The sequence below is a fragment of the Sagittula sp. NFXS13 genome (assembly GCF_040148795.1).
Lineage (GTDB): Bacteria > Pseudomonadota > Alphaproteobacteria > Rhodobacterales > Rhodobacteraceae > Sagittula > Sagittula marina.
In genome coordinates, this window is record NZ_JAGEMH010000007.1 from 26,492 (window position 1) to 50,141 (window position 23,650).

Sequence of the window (23,650 nt, forward strand, 5' to 3'; positions counted from 1 at the left end):
CCTCGTGCGGAGCGTCGCCGTTTTGGTCGCGATGTCTCTTGTGGCATCCTGCGGCCTGCCGCGCGTTGGCCCGAACAAACGCGAAATCTATGCCGGATCCGTGCAACGTGAAGGCGACGCTTTTGTCGTTGCCGTCAATGATCGCGTCACCCGGTCCACCGCTGTCGTCCCGGCTTTGGGCTTTTCCGAAGCCTTCCTGAATGCCGCCATTGTCGGTTCAGACACTATTCAGCCCGGTGATACGCTGGGCCTGACCATCTGGGAAAACGTGGACGACGGGCTTCTGGCCCCGGAGGCCAGCAATTCCACCACCCTCGAAGAGGTGCAGGTGGACGGTGCCGGCTTTATCTTTGTTCCCTACGCCGGACGTATTCGCGCAGCGGGCAACACCCCGGAACGCGTGCGCCAGATCATCACCGAAAAGCTCGAAGACCAGACGCCAGACCCCCAGGTGCAGGTGCGCCGTCTCGCAGGGGATGGGTCGACCGTGAGCTTGGTGGGCGCCGTTGGCGGTCAGGGCGTGTTCGCCATCGAACGCCCCACCCGCACCCTGTCGGCCATGATCGCACGCGCCGGTGGCGTGACGATCGAGCCGGAGATTGCGCAGATCAAGATCATTCGCGGCAATCAGACAGAGACCGTCTGGTTCCAGGATCTGTACAAAAACCCGGAGTTCGACATCGCCCTGCGCGCAGGCGACCGCATTCTGGTCGAGGAAGATACCCGCGCATTTACCGCATTGGGCGCCACAGGCGCGCAGGCGCGCGTGCCGTTCGAAGCGCAGAGCATTTCTGCCGTGGAGGCCATCGCCACCGTGGGCGGCCTGCTGTCAGCCACAGCTGACCCGACGGGCGTGTTTGTGTTCCGCAATGAACCGGCGGAAATCGCCAACTCGGTTCTGGGCCGCAACGACCTGATCGGCGCACAGCGCATGGTCTACGTTTTGGACCTGACGAAACCCAACGGTATGTTCATGGCGCGGGATTTCGTCATCCGCGATCAGGACACGCTTTATGTGACCGAGGCGCCTTACGTGCAGTGGGACAAGACCATCGCCTCGCTGACCGGCTCGCTGGGCTCTATTGCCACCGTGACCTCCATCGCGGACACGCTGAGAGCGTCGGAATAATCTCGTTGAAACACGACGAGGGACATGAGCGCGCCGGGGGGGAAACCTCCCGGCGTTTGTACGTCTACAGCGGCGGCTTCCTGGCGCAAAAGCGACTGCGGCGCATTTTGGGGCTGGCCGGCTATCGGCTGTCGCTTGGCGTGCCTGCGCCGGAGGATCTGGTCGGCGTGTGGGGGCAATCGCCCTACGCCCACCGCGGAGAACGCATTGCGGCGCAACGAGGGGCACGCGTGGTTCGGATCGAGGATGCCTTTTTGCGGTCGCTTCATCCCGGTCGCAGCGGTGATCCTCCGCTCGGCTTGATGATTGACCATACGGGTGTGCATTTCGACGGACGTCACCCGTCAGATCTGGAGCATCTGCTGGCGACCGACCCGCTGGACGACAGCGCGATCCTTGACCGCGCCCGTGGGGTCATCGCCCGGATGCGAGAGGGTCACCTGTCCAAATACAGCGCCACCCTGCCTGACGCAGACGCGCCGCCCCCCGGCTATGTCCTGGTGGTCGACCAGACGCGCGGCGACGCATCGGTTCGCGCCTCAGACGGAGATCGGTCGCGATTTCTGGAGATGCTGTTTGTCGCGCGGGAGGAAAACCCCGGCGCAAACATCCTGATAAAAACGCACCCTGAAACCACCGCTGGTCTGCGCGAAGGGCATTTCACCGAAGCCGACGCTGTTGGCCCGGTGAGATTGTATGACGGCAGCGCATCCCCCTGGACGCTGCTCGAAGGGGCGACACGGGTCTATACGCTCTCTTCTCAGATGGGGTTCGAGGCGATCCTCGCCGGGCATAAACCGCGTGTCTTTGGCAGGCCGTTCTATGCAGGCTGGGGCCTGACCGAGGATGAGGAAACCTTTCCTCGCCGCAACCGTGTTTTGACACGTGCGCAATTGGTGGCCGGGGCGCTCGTCTTGTTTCCGACGTGGTATGACCCCTACAGCGACTGCCTGTGTGACGTGGAAACCGTTCTTGGCACATTGGATGCGCAAGCGCGCGCGTGGCGGGAGGATCGAAACGGCTGGGTCGTGACAGGCGCGCGGTTGTGGAAAAGACGCACCTTGCAGGATTTTCTTGGGCAGCACAGGCGCTTGCGGTTCGAAGATGATGTGGAAAAAGCCAGGGAGGTCGCGGCCAGGGACGGGCGGCGCCTGCTGTCTTGGGCCAGCAAAGGCATCGCTGACGGCGTTCGGATGGAGGACGGCTTTCTGCGGTCACGCGGCTTGGGGGCGGAATTGGTGCCTCCCCTGTCGCTGGCGCTGGATGAAGTGGGGATTCACTTCGATCCCGGAGCCCCATCGACGCTGGAACAGTGGATTCAGCGACGTGCTGCGGGACTCAGACCTGACCAATTCGAACGTATCCACAGGCTAAAGAGGTCGCTACTGGACGCTGGCTTGACCAAATACAACCTTTCCGGACCATTGCCGGAATTGCCTGAAGGTCGCCGCATCCTCGTGCCCGGACAGGTGGAAGATGATGCCTCGATCCTGCGTGGCTCCCCTGATTTACGGTCGAATGCAGAGCTGCTGCGACTGGCACGCGAGGCAAATCCAGATGCGGTCCTGATCTGGAAGCCGCATCCGGATGTGGAGGCTGGCCTGCGCAAGGGGGTGGTGACGGACCCAGAACGTTGGGCCGACACAACCCTGCGCGACGTCGACATGGCGGCGGTATTGAACGCTGTGGATGAGGTCTGGACGCTGACCTCTGGCACGGGGTTTGAGGCGCTGATGCGTGGCTGTCGCGTGACAACGCTGGGCGTACCATTCTATGCCGGATGGGGGCTGACCACGGATCTTGGGCCTGTGCCGGAGCGCCGTCTTGCTGGTCCGCGTCCGACGATCGAGGCCTTGATGCACGCGGCGCTGGTGGATTATCCAAGGTACTTCGACCCGGTCACCAAGGCCCCCTGCCCCGTGGAAACCGTGGTTCTGCGCTTGTCCAACGGTCGAAATATCCGGCAGTCGCTGGCCAATCGGAGCCTTTCGAAAGCGCAGGGTGCGTTGGCGAGTTATGCGCATATGTGGCGACGCTAGACCGTGCAGAAACAGATCAAGCCATCTTATTGATAATACTTAACTTCCTCAGTTATGCACAGGAAGACAGTCAAGCAGCGCTGCCAACAGCCCCGGCCCTGAGAACACTTGGTTTATGCTGAGGACGGCCGGCGCCAGATATGCTGAATGTCTCCGCCGCGTGCACAGACATCCACAAGCTCGAAACGCGGCGCTTCTGCCAGTCGATCCACGCCAAGCGCCCCTATGCCGGGATGCCCCTCTGCCCCGACCGCCATGCCAGCAGTGAAGACATGCAGCTCGTCCACGAGGTCTTGCGCCAGCAACGAGGCGGCCAGTTGACCACCCCCTTCGCAGAACACACGTGTCAGCCCCTGTTGTCCCAAAGCCGAGAGGATCGCGGCAGCGTCCAGACGGCCGCCGGACAGCGGGGTCGGCAACAAAGTCGCGCCGATCTGCTTCCACGCGGTCACCAGATCAGAGCGGGCGTCTGTCCCATGGCACAGCCACAGCGGCACCTCCGTCGCTGTGCGTGCGAGGTCGCTCAGCAATGGCAGATCCAGATGACGACTGGCAACGACGCGCACGGGCTGTTTGGCCACAGACAGGCCGCGTACAGTCAATCTTGGATTATCTGAGCGGGCCGTACCGCCCCCGACCAAGACCGCGTCATGGGTGGCGCGAAGGGCGTGGACTGCATGGCGCGCAGAGGCGCCGGTGATCCATTGGCTTTCGCCCGTGGCGGTCGCAATGCGTCCATCCAGCGTCATGGCGAGCTTCAACGTCAGAAAAGGCCGCCCCTGCTCCACCCGAAGAAAGAAGCCTGCGTGATCTTGCATCGCCTCGGAGGCCAGGATCCCGGTGATGACTTCGACACCATTTTCCCTAAGCCGATCAAAGCCTTTGCCGGAAACTCTGGGATCGCTGTCTGCCAAGGGCGCAACCACACGCGCCACACGGGCGTTGATCAAGGCATCGCTGCACGGCGGCGTCTTGCCATGGTGTGCGCAAGGTTCCAATGTCACATAGGCCGTGGCACCGCGCGCGGCATCGCCAGCCATTGCCAAGGCTTGCGCTTCGGCATGGGGACGACCGCCGGGCTGGGTCCAGCCCCGCCCGACCACCCGACCGTCGTCGACGACGATGCAGCCAACCGCCGGGTTGGGCCAAGTCTGCCCCATGCCACGACGGCCCAAGGCCAAGGCCTGGGTCATCCAGCGTGCGTGGTCTGTCACTTGGGCGGCTGCATGTTATCGGGGCTCAGTTCGGAAACGAACTTGTCAAAGTCATCGGCGGCCTGGAAGTTCTTGTAAACGCTCGCAAACCGCACGTAGGCAACGGTATCGATCCGGGCCAACGTCTCCATCACGATTTCGCCGATCTGTTTGGACGGAATGTCGGTTTCGCCCATACTTTCGAGCCGCCGGACAATGCCGGAGATCATTTGATCGATGCGTTCGGGATCTATGGGGCGTTTTTGCAAAGCAGTCCGGATGGAGCGCTCAAGCTTGTCGCGATCAAAATCCTCGCGACGGCCGTTGGTCTTTATCACCACAAGATCACGCAGTTGCACGCGTTCGTAGGTTGTGAACCTCCCGCCACATGCCGGACAAAACCGACGGCGCCGGATCGAAACATGATCCTCCGCTGGGCGCGAGTCTTTTACCTGTGTGTCAATATTTCCGCAAAACGGGCAGCGCATTGCCTGTCCCCTCGTCTTATAATTCCCGCCTCGATTGGGGGTTGCTCCCCCTTATCCACAGCCACTGTAGGCCATCGCCTAGGTTTTGGGTAGGGAAATATTTCATCCTCTAGATGGAGCATACAGCGCGGCGCGAGGCGTCTAAGACAAATGCGCCACAACCTGACGGCTATGCGGGGCGGAGCGGTGTTCCACGACATAGATGCCCTGCCAACGACCAAGCATCATTGCGCCCGCTTTTACCGGCACAGACAAAGACACAGGCAGTAAAGCCGCCTTGATATGACCCGGCATGTCATCAGGGCCTTCGTAAACATGTGTGAGGTAGTGCATTGAAGGATCGGTCGTCGGCGGGACGAGACGATGCAGAAATTCAGAAATGTCAGTCTGAACTTCCGGGTCACAGTTCTCTTGGATCAGAAGAGATGCGGAAGTGTGCTGAATGAAAAGCGTGAGCAGCCCGTCTTGGGTGGTTTCCGAAAGCCACAGGTTCACCTCGCGGGTGAAATCGTACAATCCCGGACCGTTGGTCATGATCGTGAATGAAGTCTGCACGCGATTGCCTTTCGAGACGTTTGTGAGAACGACTTAACATATCGCGCGCAGCAGCGTGTCTTAAAGCATCAAGCGTCGCGGGAGACGCATGCCACGGTCGGGAGCCCCTCGGACGCGGAAACGGGAAGAGCATATCCTTCGTCGGAGACCACCGGCATGGAGGCGACTTGAGCCAAGGTTTCACGGCACTGTGCCAACTCGTGCGGCGCGACCTCGATCTCGATGACTTCGGGCTGTGAAGGCGCCATCATGTCCGTCGCGGCAAATGCAGCTGTGGCTGTTGCGGCCATGAGAATTGCGAGTGCGGAAAGCTTGGTCATGTCTATCTCCTTCAGGGGCTTAACCATCTGACGGACAAAAGGTTCCCGAACCGCAAAGGACCTTGTTCCCTATTGGGAAAATTGCGTCGACGATCCAAAGGATCAGGAAACATTTGCGCGCTATGAGAGCCAGCATCCTGTCAGAGGCCGCGATCCCGCACGCACCGAATTTCCGTCATGTAAGGAGCTGATGCTTTGTCGATTGACGATACGACCCTTCAGAATGTGCTTACCAGCGGTTCTGATCTGAGCCAGGCCTCGCTGGCGACAAAAATCCTTGTCAGCCGACTGCGTGTGGACGTGGCCAGCCAGCCCGCCGACCTCGCCACTGCGCTCTCTGAATTGAAGACCTTCATTGCCAAATATCCATTCGCACAGCAGGACCTGCGGGCGCTCTGAGCCTGCCGCTTTCAGCTACATTTCAGCAAGGAGCCCAAAGATGAAAAATGCGATGATGACGGTGGCGGACGCGGCAGCACGTATTGAACAGGGCGCGACCCTCGTGATCGCCGGCGATGAAAAGACCCTTGCCCGCCTGCCGAGAGGCCAGTGGATCGGTGGCACAGCGGTCTATTTTGTCACCGAGACGGGCGGTCGGCAGGATCACGAGATGGTTTTTGTCACCGAGGTCGCCGAGGGCAGTGCCTCCAGGACGCGTTTCGTGCCCACCGAAGACCTGTCGTCCCTGGCCGATCAGCAGTTCGGGAATGGCGCAACGATGATCCTGATCCCCGCCTTCTCCGACGCTCACCAGCGCTTTGCACTTGATGGGGCGGGATATCCCGACATCTTTGCTCAGCCGTTGATCGGCTGGATTTCCGGCGTGGCGCTGGAGGACATAGGCAAGGTCGCTCCGAAGGTGTTTGACGGCGCGACCGGCCATGTCCACGAGGACGGAGCGGTTCTGCTGCATGTGGAGATGCCTGCTGGCCGCGTGGCGGAGATCGACATACTGAACCTGTTCGAGCAGGACCGCGAGAGCCCAACCATTCTGTTCGGGGCTGACGGCTTTTCTGCCACAACGGCGATCATCAATGGCGAAGAGGTCAATCTCGCCAAATGGGTTTTGGACAACAACATCAATACGCATCGCCCCCTTGTGGCGAACTATGCGGGCGCGATGATCAACGTGTCTTTTCAGAACGTCGATGCCAGCGCCGGAAAATGCTCTTTCTTTGCGCCAGTCGTCGAAGGCGTCGAATACCGCATAGCACGCAACCCCGGAGATTACGCGAAGATCTTTGCCTCACGGGCAAACGGGGATGGCGCAAATGAGATGAGCTGCAACTGCATACTGAACTACATTTACGGTGAGCTGGAAGGCAAAACCACCGGCACCTTCACTGGCCCGGCCACGTTTGGCGAAATCGCTTATATTCTGCTGAACCAAACCATGGTGCGCTTGCGGGACGTGGCCGTGAAACAGTCAAACGCTGCTTGATGAGCCTCTAAGCCGTAGGGGACGTAGCGGGCCCGTGCCTTCCGCCCGCCTTGGCGTGATGATGCGGCGGGTCCGGTTGTTTCAGGCGCATAGCCAGGTTGCAGCATGCTCCGGAACGGCTGCCCCTGCTTCGCGTTGTTCCTTCAGCAAATTGAAGGCGAAGGAGAACCTTATGTCCCGCTTTGAAAACAAGACCGTCATTGTCACCGGCGCATCCTCCGGCATTGGCGCCGCGACCGCCAAACGTTTTGGCCGCGAAGGTGCCAATGTTGTTCTGGTTTCGCGTTCCGAGGACAAACTGAAACGCGTGGCTTCAGACATTTCCAACGCAAAGGTGGTAGCCGCCGACGTCGGCAACAAGGAAGATGCCAAGCAGGTCATCGACGAGGCCCAGAGCGCCTTTGGCAGTGTGGACGTGCTGGTGAACAATGCAGGCGTCGTAACCACGGGCACCATTGATGAGGTGGACGAGGACGGTTGGGACACTGTGATCAACACCGATCTGACAGGCGTCTTTCATATGACAAAGGCCGCGTGGCCTGCGCTGAAGGCGAGCAAGGGCAATGTGGTCAACACCTCGTCGGTGTCAGGCACCGGCGGTGACTGGGGCATGTTCGCCTACAACGCAGCGAAAGGCGGCGTGACAAACATGACGCGAGCGCTGGCCTTGGATGCCGCGACCTCTGGCGTCCGGGTGAATGCAGTGAACCCGTCGCTGACGCGGTCGGAGCTGACGGACGGCATGTTCGACAACGATGATCTGATGAAGAAATTCACTGACCGAATACCGCTTGGCCGCGCTGCAGAGCCCGAGGATATCGCAGATGTGATTGCCTTCCTCGCCTCCGACGACGCACGCTTCGTCAATGGTGTGAACCTGCCGGTGGATGGCGGATTGTCTGCCTCCAACGGGCAGCCGAACCAAGCGTAACCTAAGCAGGAAGGAATAGTTTATGAGCAAGACACTTTTCATTACAGGGGCGTCCTCGGGCATTGGCGCGGCCACGGCGCGCGCGGCAGTCAAATCCGGGTGGAACGCCGGACTTTTCGCCCGATCCGAGGATAAACTCGGCGCGCTGGTCGAGGAACTGGGGGATCAGGCGCTTGCCCTGCCCGGTGATGCGACCTCCCTCAACGAGCAGCGCGCGGCGATTGGCACCTTGGTGGAGCGCTATGGCAAGCTGGACGCGGCCTTTGCAAATGCAGGCATGGGGCTTTCCGCCGCGGGTACGGAACAAGGCGACCCCGACGAATGGGAAACGCTGGTACAGCTCAACGTGCTGGGCCTTCTCTGGACGGTGAAAGCCGCCATGCCGCAGCTTAAGGCCAACACCGGCCACATGCTGCTCACCGGGTCTGCCGCTGGACGCACACATATCAAAGGGTCGGTTTACGGTGCCTCAAAATGGTTCGTGCATGGCTACGGCGGCAATCTTGCGCAGGAAATGCGCGAATGGGGCGGCCGTTGCACGGTGATTGCACCTGGCATGGTGGATACGCCGTTCTTTGACGAAGCGAAGCCGGACAAGCTGAAGCCGCAGGATATCGCGCGTGCGGCCGTCTACGCGCTGGAGCAACCTGCGCATGCTTGCGTTCAGGAAATGTTCGTCATGCCCACGGGCTGATCAAAAAAACCGGAGCAAGGCTAACGCTTGCTCCGGTTCGAAATCGGTCTGGATCCGTGGCGGTGGCGCTCAGGTTCAGGCGCGAAATACCCCGGCCCCAACTTGATCAATCATCTGCTTAGCCTTGGCGACAGATGCGGCCGCGCATTCTTCGGCGTCGCGAATGACATCGGCCCTGATCAATTGGTGGGTCTTCGTCTCGCCGTCGACCTCGCCTTCTATCAAGGCACAGATGCGGTATCCGCCATCCTCGGACATGGGCTGTGGCGTGATGCGAAAGCCCTTGTATTCGATGGGTTCGGCGGCGGGCTTTTCAGCCGCACCGCCGGTCCCGAAGAGTTTCTTCCAGAACGACATTACTGATCCAGGAACGAACGCAGTTTGCGCGAACGGCTGGGATGCTTGAGCTTGCGCAGCGCCTTCGCCTCGATCTGACGGATGCGTTCCCGTGTGACCGAGAACTGCTGCCCCACTTCTTCGAGCGTATGGTCAGTGTTCATGCCGATGCCAAAGCGCATGCGCAGAACGCGTTCCTCGCGCGGCGTCAGGGACGACAACACGCGGGTCGTGGTTTCCTTCAGGTTTTCCTGAATGGCGGAATCCAACGGCAGAACCGCGTTCTTGTCCTCGATGAAGTCGCCAAGCTGCGAATCTTCCTCGTCGCCAATCGGCGTTTCGAGCGAGATAGGCTCCTTGGCGATTTTCATCACCTTGCGAACTTTCTCCAGCGGCATCTGCAGCTTTTCGGCCAGCTCTTCCGGCGTCGGCTCGCGCCCGATCTCGTGCAACATCTGGCGACCGGTGCGGACCAGCTTGTTGATCGTCTCGATCATGTGGACAGGGATACGGATCGTGCGCGCCTGATCCGCAATCGAGCGCGTGATGGCCTGACGAATCCACCATGTCGCGTAGGTCGAGAATTTGTAACCGCGGCGGTATTCGAATTTATCCACGGCCTTCATCAGGCCAATGTTGCCTTCCTGAATGAGGTCAAGAAACTGCAAGCCACGGTTGGTGTATTTCTTCGCGATGGAGATCACGAGACGCAGGTTCGCCTCGACCATTTCCTTCTTCGCCTGACGAGCTTCTTTCTCACCCTTTTGAACCTGCTGCACGATGCGGCGGAATTCAGAGATATCCAGACCGACGTACTGACCGACCTGCGCCATGTCAGAGCGCAGCTCTTCGACCTTGTCGGTGGAGCGTTCGATGAACATCTGCCAGCCGCGCCCGGACTTTTCGCCCATGCGTTCCAGCCAGTTCGGATCCAGCTCGTGATTGCGGTATTCTTCGACAAATTCACGACGGTTGATGCGCGCCTGGTCGGCCAGCTTCACCATGGCGGAGTCGATCGACATGATGCGCTTGTTGATGCCGTACAGCTGGTCGATCAGCGCTTCGATGCGGTTGTTGTGCAGGTGCAGGCCATTAACCAACTCAACGATTTCAGACCGTAGCTTTTGATACATCTGCTCGTCGGTCGAATCGAAGGAGCCATCTTCGTTCAGCGTCGCCGAAATCCGGCTGTCCTGCATCTCCGCCAAGGCTTCGTAGTCTTGCGCGATGCGGTCGAGGGTTTCCAGAACGCTGGGCTTCAGAGCGGCTTCCATGGCGGCAAGCGACATGTTCGCCTGCTCGTCATCGTCCTCGTCGTCGTCGTCTTTCGAGATGGGGTTGCCATCGGCATCGTATTCCGGCTCGTCGGATTTTTGCGACTGAGGCGCCTCTGCCCCGACAGCTGCATTGGGATCGACGACAGGCGCACCGAGTTCGCCGTCCTCGCCCACCTGGTCGCCAAACGTGGTTTCAAGGTCGATCACGTCGCGCAACAGGATGTCTTCGGACAGAAGTTCCTCGCGCCAGATGGTGATCGCCTGGAAGGTCAGCGGGCTTTCACAAAGCCCGAGGATCATCGTATTGCGGCCCGCCTCAATCCGCTTGGCGATGGCGATTTCGCCTTCGCGCGACAGCAGTTCGACAGAGCCCATCTCGCGCAAGTACATGCGGACGGGATCGTCGGTGCGGTCCAGCTTTTCGGAGGTCCCGGAGCCAAGCGTGACGTCACCGCCCCGCTTTTGTTCCACCAGCTGAGTGGAGCCCTTGGCGTCTTCGTCTTCGCCTTCTTCGTCGTCCTCGGTTATCTGGATGCCCATCTCGGAGAGCATCGACATGACGTCCTCGATCTGGTCAGAGGACACTTGGTCCGGCGGAAGAACCTGGTTGAGTTGATCATAGGTAATGTACCCACGCTCGCGCGCTTCGGCGATCATTTTCTTGACCGCAGTCTGCGACATGTCGAGGCTGATCTCTTCGTCTTGGTCCTGGGACTTAGTGTCTTCGTTGTCCTTGGCTGCCATGCGGCTCTCCTGATCGGGGCGACGGACTGGGTGATTCGTTAATCCGACTACTTATCGTGATTCGGCGATTCGGACACCCGTCTAGCCTTATATGTTTACCTTTTTCTCACCGAGGTGAGGATTATTTACGCCCTTTGTCGAATCGAATCGTCGAAAGCAGCGAATCAAAAGCACTTCGCTCGTCCTTGTCGATCAGCGCGCCGTTCTTGCCGACCGCAAAGTCCATTTCGCTTTCGTCTGTGCGTCGACCGATATCGGAACGCGCGCGGGCCGCCTGGCCCAGTCGCCATGTCATCGCTTCGTCGGCCTCCTCCTGAAGATCCTCCTCGGCCTCCTTTAGCTCCGCATGCCAACCCCGCATAGCTTCGAGCTTCGCCAGTTCTTCGGACACCGTGGTGCGGGCAATGTCGAGCGCGCCGGGCGAGCGGATACAAGGGACGACTGCGATATGGCGCGAGGCCATCAGGGATTCAAGGCGTGCCGAGCCGATTCTGCGCGCGGCCTCGTCTTTGACGTCGGCGGGACGGTCACGACAGGCCAGCAAAATGTCCCTCAGAGCGGTCAAATTGGCGTCTGTGAAGGTCATGTCCTCGATCTGACTGTCGAAATCCTCGGTCAATTCGGGATGACAGAAGAGCGTGGCGAGGATGACCTCTGCGCGCAGGCGCACTTCGGGCGCCTCTCCACCGGACGCCAAAAGCGATGCCTTCGCCGTCGGGCTGGGTGGTTCGGGCGGATCCCACGGACGTCGTGGACCTTTGTAACGTCGGCCCTTGCCCTTGAAACTGCCTGTAAATCCGCCTGACCCGCCATTTTGATTGCCCGACTGGCCGACAGGGCGTTGTTGCGGTGCCGGTTCCGGCACCGGTGCGTAGCTGTTGAAGCCGCCGGGCTCATATCCATGATCGTAATCTGGTGCAGAGGGGGGCGGCGCATCGTATCCGGGATCAAAGGCTGGCGCATAGCTTGGGCCGGGATCATCAAATTGCGGATCCGGCCCCGCGCCGTAGCCCGTGTTGGAAAATGTCATGTCAAAGCTGGAAGTACCGCCAGACGTGCGCCCGTAAAGCGTGTCCAGCCTGTCACGCACGGCGAGCGCGTAATGGTGGCGAAGACTGCGATCCCGCACCAGCTTCACACGTTCGCGCAAGGATTTGTCCAATGCGGCCCGGCGTTCCGGGCTGTCGAAGGTCTTGTCCTCTGTCTCCTGCCGCCAGAGCAGATCGACCATGGGCATGGCATCGTCCAGGACCTTTTGCACAGCTTTCGGCCCCTCGGCCCGCAGAAGATCGTCGGGGTCCTTGCCCTCCGGCATGATGGCGAAGCGCAGCGATTTCCCGGCTTCCAGCAATGGCAACGCCAGGTCGATGACGCGATAGGCGGCCCGCAAGCCGGCCTTGTCCCCGTCGAGCGCGATGATCGGCTCTTCGGAGACGCGCCACATCAGATTGAGCTGGCTCTCCGTCACGGCGGTGCCGAGCGGTGCGACAGAAGCATGGAACCCAGCCTCGGACAGGGCGATCACGTCCATGTACCCTTCGGCCACGATCAGCGGTTTGCCCTTGCCGGTCGCCTCACGCGCGGGGCGCAAGTTATAGAGATTGCGCGATTTGTCGAACAGTTCCGTTTCCGGTGAGTTCAGATATTTCGCGTTGTCATTGGGGTCCATCGCCCGACCACCGAAAGCAATGGCGCGGCCCCGTCCGTCACGGATCGGAAACATGATGCGGTTGCGGAAGACGTCGTAGGGTTCGCGCCCCTTGTCCGACGTCCGGGACAGACCGCAGGCCAGCAAATGATCCAGCGGCACGCCTTTACCGGTCAGCGCGTTGCGAATGTTGTCCCAGCCCTGAGGCGCGAAGCCGATCTCGAAACGGTCCAGCGCGGCGTCGTCCAGCCCGCGTTTCGCCAGGTAGGCACGCGCTTCGCGGCCCGCGTTGGTTTTCAGCTGCAACCGAAAGAAGCGCACGGCCTCATCCATCACCTTGGTCAGCTGCGTGCGGCGGTCGATCTTTTCCTGCGCCTTCGGGTCCTTGGCGGGCATTTCCATCCCGGCCTCCCCGGCTAGGATCTCCACCGCCTCCATGAAGCCCACATTGTCGAGCTTTTGCACAAAGCTCAGCGCGTCCCCTTTTTCATGGCAGCCAAAGCAGTAGTAGAATCCCTTGCGGTCATCCACGTGGAACGAGGCGGTTTTCTCATGGTGAAAGGGGCACGGCGCCCACAGATCGCCTTTGCCCGGCTGGGACTTGCGCTTGTCCCACATGACTTTCTTGCCCACCACATCGGAGAGGGTGAGGCGATTGCGCAATTCGTCCAGGAAACCGGGGGCGAGACTCATAGCGCGCAGTATCCTCCGTGTCCGAGGCGATTCTCAAGGGGGCGCGGCACATTGCACCGCGCTTCTTTATCGTTGAGATTTGGAAACGTGCGGTGTTGCGTCAAAGCCCTTCGCACTGCTGACGCGCCATGGCACCTACAGCATGTGTCAGCTGGCCTTCGGGCAACGCATAGACGAACTCCACCAGTTGATCGGCCGCGGCACGGTCCATCTCGTCGCGCATCGTGGTCCGCACAGTGCGCTTGGGTTCCCCCATCTTGCGGCTGTCCACGGCAAGGTTGAACCACGCCTCGGTCTGGGCACAGGTCTCAAGCGCGTCATCTTGGGCTACGGCCACAGCAGGCAGGCCAGCAAGGATCAGGGCAAGCACGGCATTGCGCATCATTCGTCTCCGACGTTGGGGTCTGGACTGGTTTTAGTGCACAGCCCCCTGCCCGGCAACGGCTGGAACGGGATCGGCGGCTTATTGCAGATCGCGGGCCAGCATTGAGCAAATGGTTGAAGTCATATCGAAATTCCACGGGGTGCCGCAGCGTCACCTCATGTCCACTCCGGGATCAGCCTGTGCGGATTGACGCATTCGTGAAGACGACTGACCGCGCTCACGGCGGAGATTGCCTCGCCCACTACCCTTCGGCCCATGTGATCTTGGGCGCAAAACGGGGGCGCGTGAAACCGAAGGTGTAAAACATGCGCGCCTCGTTCAGTGCGGGAACCGCAAAGGGGGGCGTATAATCGGTTTCCGTCTCGACCACGATGACGTGTTCATTGTCCAGCAGGACCGGCAGTTGGTCGGTCATGTCCGCCAGATCCATGGTCTGAAGCTCCCCGAACTCTCCGCGGGTTTGAGACCACTCCACCAGATACTCGCCGGTGGCCGCGGGTGTCGTGCCATCGGTTGTGTCTTCGCCGGCGTCAAAGCGCACCAGCGTGACCCGCAGGCTGTACGGCCCTTCCGATCGGGTCAAGAAGGCCATCAGATCAACCATGCCATCCAGGTAAGGGCCGTCGATCGCAGTCGTTTCCCGCGAGATCGCGTCAGAAATCGTGAATGCGGCCTTCGTGTTCAACGTCTTGTAGCGAAAGGCATCGTGCAGCGAAAATGTGCCCGCAATGACCGTCAAAATCAGCGGGAGCCATAGCATCATCTCGATCGTCATCGAGCCTTCCGTGTCGCGCAGAAACGCGCGGACAAATAGTCGTCGCTTGAGCCGTTGAAATCGCGTGAAATACGTCGCAGTCATTTTGATTACCTCGGCTCCTGGACGAATGCAGAATTGACGATCAGCTTGGCATATCCCTGCGCATCCTGATCCAGCCCCGCGCCAACTGCAGTGGTCGGAAAAATCGGCTTATACTTCAGGCAGGCCCGCACCAGCATCAGTGCATTGTCCTGACCCTCGACGAAGTTGCGCAGCGGGCGCGGCGGCTGTTCTGCGTTCTTGCAATCGGGAATATCTGAAATCGTCCAGAAGTCGCGCGGATCAACCTGCACCATTTCCAGGCGAAGGTTGTCCGAGCAGCTTTCGATCACACCTGCGTCTTCGCAGATTTGCCTGCGCAGGTCGCTGTAGCTGGGAACATCACCAGTCGACAGACGGATATCGCGTACAGACATATCCACGGCGCGTTCCAGCATCGCATGGCGAATATTGATTGCGGAAATTTCAAAGGCCGTCATCAAGATCACGAAGAACGCAAGGAAGTAGAAAATGAACTCGATGCTGGCAGACGCTCCCTCTTCGTCGTTGCAGAAACGAGTGGCAAAGCCCTGTATACGAGACATCATTGGATCAGCCTCAAATTGTTGATCTGACGCGCGATGATGTCGAATGTTTCAATCACATCACTGCCTTGAACGTGGAAGAAGTGGCTGTCCGATGAGGCGCATTGGCTCAGTTCCGCTGCGGCGGCATCCGTCGTCTCGTAGGCAACCATGAAAACGGTGACACCTTGGCTTTTCGCGAGCGCGCATTGGGTGTGCATGTTGTCGAGGTTATTGCCTTGGGAAGAGGCCTCCACATAGCTGTGCCGCCCTTGCGATTGCAGCTCAAGCTCGCCATTCAGCGGACTGTCCGGATCAGCAGGGCGAAATTGTTCCGTCACGATGCCATCGGTCATCACCACGATGAACTTCTCGGTCTCCTGATCGCCCCATGCGATGGGCCGGCCGATGTACTGGCTGTCCACCATACCTTCGTCAATCAGGTACGAGACGGCCGCCCGGGTGGCCGGATCCAGCAAGGCCAGCGCATATTTCAGGCCGTATTGCAGACCAGTGCCGTCGTGCAGGCGCATGTTGTTGATAAAATCGACCAGCTGAGTGGCATTCGACGAGTAATATTGGATCGCCGTGTCCTCCCCCGGGCACCAGCCCCAATCCATCGTTTCCGCCTCGCGCGGCCAGAACTGGAAGTGCGGAACATAGTCGCTGGATGTCGGCAGCGCTGAATTGGAGAATTCGCTGTCGTAGATCTCTACACAGGAGCCGGGCATATTCACGTTGACGTCGTCAGCCGCTTCCAATGCCTCGGGATAGAGGCTCTCCCAACCGGCAAAGTCGATGTCACTGTATCTGTAAGTTTTGCCGGGAAGCTTGCCATTGTTCTTGGTGGGGCCAAGGTCGCTGCCCGGACCGTTCAGGTTGCCCTTCACCTGAAAATAGCGCGATTTTTCCCGGCCGCCCTTGATCGACACACCCAGGAAATCCCACGCGTCAATCCGGTTGTCGCGCGCAGCGACCCATGCGACCGCACCTTTATAAAGGTCGTCCATGTCGCGCGGAGCGTTCTCAGGGAAACCTTCGATCTTGTGCGCGCGATCAAAGACCTGATCGCCGTCGGTGTCGAAGTACAGCACCACGTTGGAAATCGCTTGCGTCCATTCCGCGAAATGACCGGTCTGGGCCGTGGCCGTGCCGTCGGAGCATTCATCTGCCTCCGCCCCCTCCTCGGCGTTTTCGGCATTGTTGTTGCACAGCGACCCACCCGGCGCGTCCTGATCGCCGTTGCCCCACCCGTTGTTGCCCTTCAGCTTGGGGCGCTCGCCGCGCAGATAGGCAAAGATATCGGTGCCGGGGTTCACGTGGCCCGCAAAGGGCACCACGTTCAGCGTGGTAATGCCCTCGCTTTCCTCGGTCAGCACTTTCCTGATGAAATTGGCCGCCCCTTCGCGGGAGTTTTCGATCCGGTTGTTCCAGCGCATGGAGCCGGAGATGTCCAGCACGAGGCTGATCTCGACATTGGCGATGCGCTCCTCTGCCATCGAAACGGCGCGCACATCGAGCGTGTCTATTCCGGCCAGCCTCAGGAACAGCGTGTCCATCGTCATGCCGGCGTCGGCGCCGACCGTACGTTCGTTGAAGAAGGGCGTGGACGTGACGGAGGTCAGATAGTTGCCCAAACCCGCTTTGGCCACATAGTCAGCGACCACATCCACCGGCTGCTGGCGCTGATCAAGGTCCGCCGCCGCGATCACCGCACGGTCCAGCGTGGTTTGCAGCCGCACACGTTCGCTTTCTTGTTGCGCGAGGTCTACGGCTGCGCCGCACATCAGCATCACGCACATCAGAATGAAGATCGAGAAAACGGTCAAATTGCCGTCCTCTTCGTGCACGAAGCGGGCGACTGTCCGGGAAAGCGGGCTGCGGGTGCCGGTCTGTCGCATGGGTGTCTCCTCGTCGTGCCATCATCGGTCGTTTTGGGACGGCAGACGCTCTCTGCCGCAGTCTCAGACGTTTTTCGGGTAAGATTCGGTCAACGATCCGGATGCGAATGCGGCAGCGAAGCGGACTTCCCATAGGATTTTAAGAGAAGCCAAAATATCCGTCTGGGCTTGAGCCGCCGTTTGGGGCGAGACGACACGCGAAACACTGCCCCCGAACTGCGGCTTTCCGGCGGGAGGCTCGTCGCGCACTCCCCCCTGCCCCGCGCCCAGCCCGACCACAGGGGCATTGCCCTGCCCGACGGCTCAATTTTCTCGATGCTTTCGTAGGAGATGCGCGGGACGCCTGAGTGTCCACATCATAAAGTCAGCAGCGGGAGGGAGGCAGGGTTGAACCGAAATCGGATCCATGGTGCTTTGTCTTTCGGGACTCGATCAGCGCGGCACAGCGCATCTGTCCAGAGCCTGGAAACAAAGCCGCAGTCTATAGCGGTTTTGTGCGCTAAACTGCTTAAAATTCTATGAAAAGGCATGTCAAACTGCCCAAGTTTAGCCACGTTAACAGGGCAAAAAACGGGCATCCCGAATGGCGTAGGTTGAGTCGCAGGCCTGACTGACGTCGCGTTTGACAAGGTGCTTTTATGATGACCCTTTTGACCCGGAAAACGACAAACGACTGCTCCGCCACCGGCGGCTTTCTGGGCCGTTTCTGGACAGCGCAGGATGGCGCCATGTCCTATGTGGCGCTCGTGGGGTCCTTGATCATGATGATCTTCGGCGGCGTCGGCATCGACATGATGCATGCGGAACTCAAGCGCAACAAAGTGCAGCAGACACTGGACCGCGCGGTTCTGTCGGCGGCCAACCTGAACAACACCCTTGATCCGGAATCTGTGGTGCAGGACTTTTTCCGCGCGATGAACATGGAAGACGAACTCTCCGGCGTTGCGGTGGACAATGGCCTTGGCGCGAAAAGGGTCACGGCCGACGGTCATGCCAGTATCAGCTCGGATTTCCTCAGTCTCATTGGCGTATCCGAATTGGATGTCTACGGCAGGGCAACCGCCGAGAATGCCATTGCCCCCACAGAGATCAGCCTTGTTCTGGACATCTCCGGCTCCATGCGCGGCGACAAGATCGCCCAGCTGAAGGACGCCGCAAAGGAGTTCGTTGATACCGTGCTTGGCTCTGGTGGCGACAACAGCCGCGTGACCGTGTCCATCGTGCCCTACAACGCAACAGTGAATCTGGGGCCGGAGCTGTCTCAGCTCTACACGCTTGACCTGGACCACACGATGTCCACCTGTGCGGCCTTTGACAGCAATGATTTCAACAGCGTGTCCCTGGATCCCGATCAGCCCCTTGAACAAATCGCGCATTTTGATCCGATCTCAAACGGCAGGATGACCGTCGACACGCCATGGTGTTCGACCGGAACCACCGGCAACATCATCGCCCACAGTGCAGACCCCGACGCGCTGAAGGACTTCATCGACAGCCTGGAGGCACAGGGCAACACGGCCATCGACCTTGGCATGAAATGGGGAACGGCGCTGCTTGACCCTTCGGCGCAGCCTGTTGTGGAGGAACTTGCCAACCGCGGCCTCGCCCCGGAAACAGCACGCTACCGCCCTGCCCCTTATGAGGCCGCCGCGCAGAAATTCGTCGTTGTCATGACCGACGGCCAGAACACGCAGCAATACGACCTTCCGAACTGGATGAAAAACCCCGCCGCCATGTCCGATGTATGGGTAGACGATCATGGCACACCGGGGACAGGCGATGACCGCTGGTCAATCCGCGTCATAGACAGGCCGGGTGACAGAAACGATGTCTTCTACTGGCCGCACCGGGCGGGCCGGTGGAACGCCTATCAGAATGGACCGTATAGCTGGGTCGTTCGCGGCGCAGCGACCATGGTGGGCGACGTTGCAACGATCGGCCAGGACACAGCCAATACGGCGCATTGTTCCAGCTACAAGGGCGCAGGCGCAAATTCGGCCCAGAGCACTCTGGTCGAAGGAATATTGTCGACCGACTACGCCGATTTGGATGTCGATGGGTTGACCGGCTCCGACGGTGATTGCTCCAATTACGCGCCGGTGCGCCTGAACTGGCAAGAGTTGTTCGGCACAATCAAGACCACTGAATATGCCAACACGTGGTATTGGCAGGCGTATCAAGACGGGCAGGCCTCCTACCAGCAGTACCATAACGCCTATTATACCTGGGAGGTCCGTGTCGACGGTTCGGCCGCCGATAACCGTCTGCACCGCATTTGCGACGCAGCCAAAGACGCCGGCATTGTCGTCTATGCCATTGGTGTCGAAGCCCCGAGAGCCGGACTGTCGGCAATGAATGACTGCGCCTCTTCCACCGCGCATTTCTACGATGTTGAGGGCGATGAGCTTTTGGAAACCTTCGGCTCCATCTCCGACATGCTGGTCGAGCTGCGCCTGACCGAATGATCCTCGGGCCCCGTATCTGTTTGATGAGGGCCCCGAGACGACCCGCAGGCACACCCTGTTTGCATTCCGTGACCGTAACCCCTGACCGAGGCCAAACCAAGATGATGACCCGTACTCTTTTGCCCCTCCTTCGCCGGTTTGGCCGCCGTGAAGATGGCACGGTCGCCCCTGAAGTGGCGCTGTGGATGCCGATTTTCCTACTGCTCATCATATCGTCGATGGAGCTTGGCATCGTCACGATCCGACACACCGTTCTGGAACGTGCGCTGGATCAGACAGTGCGTGACGTTAAGCTCGGCATCGGCCCCACGACCCACGCCCAGATGAAAGCCGCCATCTGCGCCAGGGCCCGCATCCTGCCCGAATGTGCTCAGACGCTGCACCTGGAAATGATCCCGCTCGACATCAACAATTGGGCGCAACCAGCGGCGGCCGCGGATTGTGTCGACCTGTCAGAGCCGGTCACCCCCCAGCGTCATTTCGTGAACGGTCAGGGCGGACAGATCATGTTCCTGCGGGCCTGCTACAAGTTCAGACCGGTCACGCCCATCGGCTCACTGAATGCCAGCCTGAACAAGGATGGCGAAGGCTACACCGGGCTGGTCTCGACCAGTGCATTCGTCAACGAGCCGAGCTGAGGAGACATCAACATGCTAACCTCCTTTTTGAAACGCCGTCTGAAGCGCTTTGCCGCCAATGACCGCGGTTACATCTCGACCGAGGCCGTGATCGTGCTGCCGGTGATGCTTTGGCTGTTTGGCGCGGGTTGGGTCTATTTCGACGCGTTTCACCAGCAGAGCGTGAACCAGAAAGCGAACTATGTGATCGGCGACATGATTTCGCGTGAGACCGATGGCGTGTCGTCCACTTACATCGACAACGCCTTCAACCTTCTGACGACGCTGACAAAGTCCGACAGTGCCATAACAGACATGCGGACAGCCGTTGTCGAATATTCCTCGAGGAGAGACCGCTGGTCGGTGGTTTGGTCCGAACAACGGGGCGATGCGATGTCCGGCGTGGCCAGCGCCCTGACCGACGCCGACCTCGTCAGTTTTGGTGATCGGCTGCCGCCCGCCATGGACAACCAGCAGCTCGTTCTGGTCGAAACCTGGGAAGACTGGGAGCCTGCCTTTGACATTGGCATCGGTGCCTTCCAGATCCGCACCTACAGCTTTACCGCGCCGCGCTATGCGCCCCAGATCCCCTTTGCCGGAAATGATACCGGGGGCGGAGGGTCGTCATCCTCGGATGACGATGACACCGGCAACGGCAACGGCTGGGGAAATCCCTGGTATGGAAACTGGCCGGGCAGAGGCAACGGCTGGGGGAGAAGCTGAACGAGACGATAGGCTGAAAAGCCCGTGCAGGTATCAGACGTCCGGGTCGGCGACCTTAACGGCGATGATATCTGCCATCGGCTTTGTCGCCGCGCCAGAGGTCACACCGCCAACGGCAATCCGACGCCCCATCCGCCACCACAGGCCAGGCCGCCACGCGCGTGGCATCGGCTCTTTGAGAAGAATGATAAACCCATTTGACGGCTTCATCGCAAAAACCGACCGATCCACCTTGGCGATCTGATCGAGGCGCGCAAGTTCCGTGCCGTCGCTGTCGGTCAACGCCTCGTCGGTCAGGATCAACTCGTGGCCGGTCGCCTCCCACATACGTGCCGAAAACCACAGCGCAGCGAGGCCGAGCGCAACGAGAAAGACCTGCCACAACCAATTGGCTGGCGGTTCGGCAAACGCCACGTACAGCAGCATGCCGCCCAGAACCGTCATCGCGCCCACGCCAAACACACGACGCGGGGCCGATGTGCCAATCCGTGTCAATTCTTCCGCCATTGCTTCGTTCCCTTGTCTGGTCCCGCCCCTCCTATCGACTTGGGTACGGCACGGAAAGCGTGTTGCGCTATGTCCTTTGCATGTTGATGCTGCGCCGACCGCAGGAGCGAGCCGATGACCACGCGCCACCACAGCTTTGCCAGTCCACTTGGCCACATTTCAGTGACCGAGGACGACGGCGCCATCACCACTTTGCGCTGGGCGAGCGACGGCAGCGTGACCACCGCCAGTTCAGCAATCCTGCAAGAGGCCGAAACGCAGTTGTCCGCTTATTTCGCCGGCACGCGGACGCGCTTTGATCTGCCGCTGCGCGTCGTGGGCAGCGAATTTCAGCGCGCGATCTGCGACGCCATAACCGCGATTCCCTTTGGAGAGACGCGGACCTACGGCGACATTGCCCGCGATCTGGCTGTGCCCGCGCAGGCCGTCGGCCAGGGCTGCGGCAGCAATCCTATTCCGCTGCTCATCCCCTGCCATCGCGTCCTGGGTCGCAATGGGCTTGGCGGCTTCTCTGGCAGCGGCGGCGTTGAGGCAAAGGTTTGGCTGCTGCGCCACGAAGGCGCTGGCGGCCTGCTTATCTAGTCGCACCGGGAGGCGCGCGGAGCTAGTCTCGCCGGGGGTCGCGCGGATAGACGCCCAGAATATCCAGCGTCGAGGTAAAGTAGCCCAGCTCCTCCAGCGCACGCGCCACAGCAGGATCCTCCGGATGCCCTTCGATGTCGGCGTAAAACTGCGACGCCTCAAAGGAGCCACCGACCATGTAGCTTTCCAGCTTGGTCATGTTCACACCATTGGTCGCGAATCCACCCAACGCTTTATAAAGCGCGGCCGGAATGTTGCGCACCTGAAAGACGAAGGTGGTCATCATGCCATGCGCACCACGCCGCGTGTTGTCCGGCTCCGGCGACATCAGCAGGAACCGGGTTGTATTGTGCGAATGGTCTTCAAGATGACGGGCAAGGATGTGCATCCCGTTGATCTCTGCAGCAAGGTCAGAGGCCAAGGCCCCGACGGTGCGCAGGCCTCCGGCCGCGATTTCGGCGGCGGCCCCGGCGCTGTCGGCCCAAGCCTCGCCCTTTATGCCGTATTTACGCAGAAAGCTTCCCGCTTGCGGCAGAAGAACCGGATGTGCGCGCACTTCGGTCAGTTCTTCGATCGGCACGCCCGGCAGGGCCATCAGCGAGATATGTACACGGACAAAGGCCTCGGCCACGATCCTCAGCCCCGATTCCGGCAGCAGCCGATGGATGTCCGCCACGCGCCCGTATGTGGTGTTTTCCACAGGCAGCATGGCCAGATCCGCGTTGCCCAACCGCACCGCCTCGATCACGTCCTCAAAAGTCTGACAGGGCAGCACCTCCGCCTCTGGGCGGGCGTCCACACAGGCTTGATGCGAATAAGCCCCCAATTCGCCCTGAAAGGCGATGCGCTGCGTCATTTTGGAGGACCTCCGGCAAATTCTCTGCATTCTCACCCGGGGCGGGCGTTTGGTCGCGGCTTCTACCGCTTGCCACGGGCAAAGGGAAGTCGTAGTTACCCGCGCGATGGATACTCAAGATGAACAGGGCACCTCATGTTTGACACGATGACAATGACCAAAGTTGTGGGCGGCGTCTGCGGCGCTCTGCTGATCTACCTGATGGGCAAATGGGCCGCAGAGACCGTGTATCACGTCGGCGCCGAAGGCCATGGCGAAGAACACGCCGCCGCCTACGTCATTGAAACCGACAGCGGCGAGCCGGCCGAGCCGGAACCCGAAGTCGATTTCGCCGAGCTGATGGCCTCCGCCGATGCGGGTGCTGGCGCGCGCGTCTTCAACAAGTGCAAGGCCTGCCACAAGCTTGACGGCACTGACGGTGTCGGTCCGCATCTGAACGGTGTGGTCAACCGCGATATCGCATCGGTTGCAGGGTTCAACTACTCGGGCGCGCTGGCGCCGATCGGGGATGTCTGGGATTACGATCACCTCAGCGCATTTTTGACCAACCCGCAGGCCGCAGCGCCCGGCACCGCGATGGGCTTCAACGGTCTGTCCAGCGCCGAAGACCGCGCAAACGTCATTGCCTATATCGAATCCGAAAGCTGATCGCAAAAAGCGGATCGCAATCGGTTGCCACAGGGGCCGCATTCTTCGGAGTGCGGCCTTTTTCGCAGGCCAAGGGTCTGCCCGCTGCGCGCGTTCAC

At 60.2% G+C, this 23,650-nt stretch carries 24 protein-coding genes; 11 read left to right on the top strand and 13 right to left on the bottom strand.

Annotated features, from left to right (window positions below):
* The first annotated feature begins 31 nt into the window (after positions 1-31).
* Both J4E08_RS14600 and J4E08_RS14605 read left to right on the top strand, forming a co-directional pair.
* A complete protein-coding gene (locus J4E08_RS14600; RefSeq protein WP_183966445.1) occupies positions 32-1,129 on the top strand; it encodes a polysaccharide biosynthesis/export family protein in 1,098 nt (365 codons plus the stop codon).
* 5 nt (positions 1,130-1,134) lie between these two features.
* A complete protein-coding gene (locus J4E08_RS14605; protein ID WP_349539127.1) occupies positions 1,135-3,168 on the top strand; it encodes a capsule polysaccharide biogenesis protein in 2,034 nt (677 codons plus the stop codon).
* A 113-nt stretch (positions 3,169-3,281) separates the two neighbouring features.
* On the opposite strand, the gene ribD is transcribed toward J4E08_RS14605, so the two are convergent.
* The 4 genes from ribD to J4E08_RS14625 all read right to left on the bottom strand — a co-directional run bounded on the left by ribD (position 3,282) and on the right by J4E08_RS14625 (position 5,724).
* Positions 3,282-4,382 carry a bifunctional diaminohydroxyphosphoribosylaminopyrimidine deaminase/5-amino-6-(5-phosphoribosylamino)uracil reductase RibD gene (ribD, locus tag J4E08_RS14610; protein WP_349539128.1) on the bottom strand — a complete coding sequence of 367 codons (1,101 nt, stop codon included), beginning with the start codon at positions 4,380-4,382 and terminating at the stop codon, positions 3,282-3,284.
* Positions 4,379-4,849, bottom strand: a complete 471-nt coding sequence (gene nrdR / locus J4E08_RS14615) for a transcriptional regulator NrdR (RefSeq protein WP_183966192.1) — start codon at positions 4,847-4,849, stop codon at positions 4,379-4,381. Before nrdR ends, ribD begins: the two co-directional genes overlap by 4 nt.
* A 141-nt stretch (positions 4,850-4,990) precedes the next feature.
* Complete coding sequence (locus J4E08_RS14620) at positions 4,991-5,404, bottom strand: secondary thiamine-phosphate synthase enzyme YjbQ (protein WP_349539130.1); 414 nt, start codon at positions 5,402-5,404, stop codon at positions 4,991-4,993.
* A gap of 68 nt (positions 5,405-5,472) precedes the next feature.
* The gene (locus J4E08_RS14625; RefSeq protein WP_183966188.1) at positions 5,473-5,724 is read right to left on the bottom strand and encodes a hypothetical protein; all 252 of its coding nucleotides are present in this window, start codon (positions 5,722-5,724) and stop codon (positions 5,473-5,475) included.
* 195 nt (positions 5,725-5,919) lie between these two features.
* On the opposite strand from J4E08_RS14625, the gene J4E08_RS14630 reads away from it, so the two are divergent.
* The 4 genes from J4E08_RS14630 to J4E08_RS14645 all read left to right on the top strand — a co-directional run bounded on the left by J4E08_RS14630 (position 5,920) and on the right by J4E08_RS14645 (position 8,790).
* The gene (locus tag J4E08_RS14630; protein WP_349539131.1) at positions 5,920-6,123 is read left to right on the top strand and encodes a hypothetical protein; all 204 of its coding nucleotides are present in this window, start codon (positions 5,920-5,922) and stop codon (positions 6,121-6,123) included.
* A gap of 40 nt (positions 6,124-6,163) precedes the next feature.
* Positions 6,164-7,165, top strand: a complete 1,002-nt coding sequence (locus J4E08_RS14635) for a DUF6976 family protein (RefSeq protein WP_349539132.1) — start codon at positions 6,164-6,166, stop codon at positions 7,163-7,165.
* 172 nt (positions 7,166-7,337) lie between these two features.
* On the top strand, positions 7,338-8,096 hold the full coding sequence (gene budC, locus J4E08_RS14640) for a meso-2,3-butanediol dehydrogenase (RefSeq protein ID WP_349539133.1): 759 nt from the start codon (positions 7,338-7,340) through the stop codon (positions 8,094-8,096).
* 22 nt (positions 8,097-8,118) lie between these two features.
* Complete coding sequence (locus tag J4E08_RS14645) at positions 8,119-8,790, top strand: SDR family oxidoreductase (RefSeq protein WP_349539134.1); 672 nt, start codon at positions 8,119-8,121, stop codon at positions 8,788-8,790.
* Between the two features lie 75 nt (positions 8,791-8,865).
* Here the strand turns inward: J4E08_RS14645 and J4E08_RS14650 are convergent, their stop codons facing one another.
* The 7 genes from J4E08_RS14650 to J4E08_RS14680 all read right to left on the bottom strand — a co-directional run bounded on the left by J4E08_RS14650 (position 8,866) and on the right by J4E08_RS14680 (position 17,154).
* Complete coding sequence (locus J4E08_RS14650) at positions 8,866-9,147, bottom strand: HlyU family transcriptional regulator (RefSeq protein ID WP_349539135.1); 282 nt, start codon at positions 9,145-9,147, stop codon at positions 8,866-8,868.
* On the bottom strand, positions 9,147-11,147 hold the full coding sequence (rpoD, locus tag J4E08_RS14655; protein ID WP_183966176.1) for an RNA polymerase sigma factor RpoD: 2,001 nt from the start codon (positions 11,145-11,147) through the stop codon (positions 9,147-9,149). The genes J4E08_RS14650 and rpoD overlap by 1 nt, the downstream gene beginning before the upstream one ends.
* 121 nt (positions 11,148-11,268) lie before the next feature.
* Positions 11,269-13,488 carry a DNA primase gene (gene dnaG, locus J4E08_RS14660; RefSeq protein ID WP_349539136.1) on the bottom strand — a complete coding sequence of 740 codons (2,220 nt, stop codon included), beginning with the start codon at positions 13,486-13,488 and terminating at the stop codon, positions 11,269-11,271.
* A gap of 100 nt (positions 13,489-13,588) precedes the next feature.
* On the bottom strand, positions 13,589-13,873 hold the full coding sequence (locus J4E08_RS14665; RefSeq protein WP_349539137.1) for a hypothetical protein: 285 nt from the start codon (positions 13,871-13,873) through the stop codon (positions 13,589-13,591).
* A gap of 241 nt (positions 13,874-14,114) precedes the next feature.
* Positions 14,115-14,732: a TadE/TadG family type IV pilus assembly protein gene (locus J4E08_RS14670; protein ID WP_349539138.1), complete on the bottom strand. Its 618-nt coding sequence runs from the start codon at positions 14,730-14,732 to the stop codon at positions 14,115-14,117.
* A gap of 5 nt (positions 14,733-14,737) precedes the next feature.
* Positions 14,738-15,277, bottom strand: coding sequence for a TadE/TadG family type IV pilus assembly protein (locus J4E08_RS14675; RefSeq protein ID WP_349539139.1), 540 nt, complete (start codon positions 15,275-15,277; stop codon positions 14,738-14,740).
* The gene (locus tag J4E08_RS14680; protein WP_349539140.1) at positions 15,274-17,154 is read right to left on the bottom strand and encodes a pilus assembly protein TadG-related protein; all 1,881 of its coding nucleotides are present in this window, start codon (positions 17,152-17,154) and stop codon (positions 15,274-15,276) included. The genes J4E08_RS14675 and J4E08_RS14680 overlap by 4 nt, the downstream gene beginning before the upstream one ends.
* Before the next feature lie 641 nt (positions 17,155-17,795).
* Here J4E08_RS14680 and J4E08_RS14685 point away from each other — a divergent pair.
* The 3 genes from J4E08_RS14685 (at position 17,796) to J4E08_RS14695 (ending at position 20,959) form a co-directional block, all read left to right on the top strand.
* Complete coding sequence (locus J4E08_RS14685) at positions 17,796-19,619, top strand: pilus assembly protein TadG-related protein (RefSeq protein WP_349539141.1); 1,824 nt, start codon at positions 17,796-17,798, stop codon at positions 19,617-19,619.
* Between the two features lie 104 nt (positions 19,620-19,723).
* Positions 19,724-20,257, top strand: a complete 534-nt coding sequence (locus J4E08_RS14690; RefSeq protein WP_183966442.1) for a TadE/TadG family type IV pilus assembly protein — start codon at positions 19,724-19,726, stop codon at positions 20,255-20,257.
* A gap of 12 nt (positions 20,258-20,269) precedes the next feature.
* Complete coding sequence (locus J4E08_RS14695) at positions 20,270-20,959, top strand: TadE/TadG family type IV pilus assembly protein (RefSeq protein WP_349539142.1); 690 nt, start codon at positions 20,270-20,272, stop codon at positions 20,957-20,959.
* Between the two features lie 33 nt (positions 20,960-20,992).
* On the opposite strand, the gene J4E08_RS14700 is transcribed toward J4E08_RS14695, so the two are convergent.
* The gene (locus tag J4E08_RS14700) at positions 20,993-21,466 is read right to left on the bottom strand and encodes a hypothetical protein (protein WP_349539143.1); all 474 of its coding nucleotides are present in this window, start codon (positions 21,464-21,466) and stop codon (positions 20,993-20,995) included.
* A 114-nt stretch (positions 21,467-21,580) separates the two neighbouring features.
* Here J4E08_RS14700 and J4E08_RS14705 point away from each other — a divergent pair, with 114 nt between their 5' ends.
* Positions 21,581-22,048: a methylated-DNA--[protein]-cysteine S-methyltransferase gene (locus J4E08_RS14705; RefSeq protein WP_349539144.1), complete on the top strand. Its 468-nt coding sequence runs from the start codon at positions 21,581-21,583 to the stop codon at positions 22,046-22,048.
* 22 nt (positions 22,049-22,070) lie between these two features.
* On the opposite strand, the gene J4E08_RS14710 is transcribed toward J4E08_RS14705, so the two are convergent.
* The gene (locus tag J4E08_RS14710) at positions 22,071-22,904 is read right to left on the bottom strand and encodes a prephenate dehydratase (RefSeq protein ID WP_349539145.1); all 834 of its coding nucleotides are present in this window, start codon (positions 22,902-22,904) and stop codon (positions 22,071-22,073) included.
* Positions 22,905-23,039: 135 nt separating this feature from the next.
* Between J4E08_RS14710 and J4E08_RS14715 the strand changes: the two genes are divergently transcribed.
* Entirely contained in the window at positions 23,040-23,552 is a 513-nt protein-coding gene (locus tag J4E08_RS14715) for a c-type cytochrome (protein WP_183966154.1), read from the top strand.
* Positions 23,553-23,650: the final 98 nt, after the last annotated feature.

Excerpts from the sequence above, each read along its gene's own strand:
- J4E08_RS14705 (WP_349539144.1), top strand. The coding sequence starts at position 21,581 with ATGACCACGCGCCACCACAGCTTTGCCAGTCCACTTGGCCACATTTCA.
- rpoD (WP_183966176.1), bottom strand. The coding sequence starts at position 11,147 with ATGGCAGCCAAGGACAACGAAGACACTAAGTCCCAGGACCAAGACGAA.
- J4E08_RS14685 (WP_349539141.1), top strand. The coding sequence starts at position 17,796 with ATGACCCTTTTGACCCGGAAAACGACAAACGACTGCTCCGCCACCGGC.
- J4E08_RS14645 (WP_349539134.1), top strand. The coding sequence starts at position 8,119 with ATGAGCAAGACACTTTTCATTACAGGGGCGTCCTCGGGCATTGGCGCG.
- J4E08_RS14710 (WP_349539145.1), bottom strand. The coding sequence starts at position 22,904 with ATGACGCAGCGCATCGCCTTTCAGGGCGAATTGGGGGCTTATTCGCAT.
- J4E08_RS14715 (WP_183966154.1), top strand. The coding sequence starts at position 23,040 with ATGTTTGACACGATGACAATGACCAAAGTTGTGGGCGGCGTCTGCGGC.
- J4E08_RS14665 (WP_349539137.1), bottom strand. The coding sequence starts at position 13,873 with ATGATGCGCAATGCCGTGCTTGCCCTGATCCTTGCTGGCCTGCCTGCT.
- J4E08_RS14670 (WP_349539138.1), bottom strand. The coding sequence starts at position 14,732 with ATGACTGCGACGTATTTCACGCGATTTCAACGGCTCAAGCGACGACTA.
- J4E08_RS14625 (WP_183966188.1), bottom strand. The coding sequence starts at position 5,724 with ATGACCAAGCTTTCCGCACTCGCAATTCTCATGGCCGCAACAGCCACA.
- nrdR (WP_183966192.1), bottom strand. The coding sequence starts at position 4,849 with ATGCGCTGCCCGTTTTGCGGAAATATTGACACACAGGTAAAAGACTCG.
- J4E08_RS14635 (WP_349539132.1), top strand. The coding sequence starts at position 6,164 with ATGAAAAATGCGATGATGACGGTGGCGGACGCGGCAGCACGTATTGAA.
- budC (WP_349539133.1), top strand. The coding sequence starts at position 7,338 with ATGTCCCGCTTTGAAAACAAGACCGTCATTGTCACCGGCGCATCCTCC.
- J4E08_RS14680 (WP_349539140.1), bottom strand. The coding sequence starts at position 17,154 with ATGCGACAGACCGGCACCCGCAGCCCGCTTTCCCGGACAGTCGCCCGC.
- J4E08_RS14675 (WP_349539139.1), bottom strand. The coding sequence starts at position 15,277 with ATGATGTCTCGTATACAGGGCTTTGCCACTCGTTTCTGCAACGACGAA.
- J4E08_RS14600 (WP_183966445.1), top strand. The coding sequence starts at position 32 with ATGTCTCTTGTGGCATCCTGCGGCCTGCCGCGCGTTGGCCCGAACAAA.
- J4E08_RS14690 (WP_183966442.1), top strand. The coding sequence starts at position 19,724 with ATGACCCGTACTCTTTTGCCCCTCCTTCGCCGGTTTGGCCGCCGTGAA.
- dnaG (WP_349539136.1), bottom strand. The coding sequence starts at position 13,488 with ATGAGTCTCGCCCCCGGTTTCCTGGACGAATTGCGCAATCGCCTCACC.
- J4E08_RS14700 (WP_349539143.1), bottom strand. The coding sequence starts at position 21,466 with ATGGCGGAAGAATTGACACGGATTGGCACATCGGCCCCGCGTCGTGTG.
- J4E08_RS14695 (WP_349539142.1), top strand. The coding sequence starts at position 20,270 with ATGCTAACCTCCTTTTTGAAACGCCGTCTGAAGCGCTTTGCCGCCAAT.
- J4E08_RS14650 (WP_349539135.1), bottom strand. The coding sequence starts at position 9,147 with ATGTCGTTCTGGAAGAAACTCTTCGGGACCGGCGGTGCGGCTGAAAAG.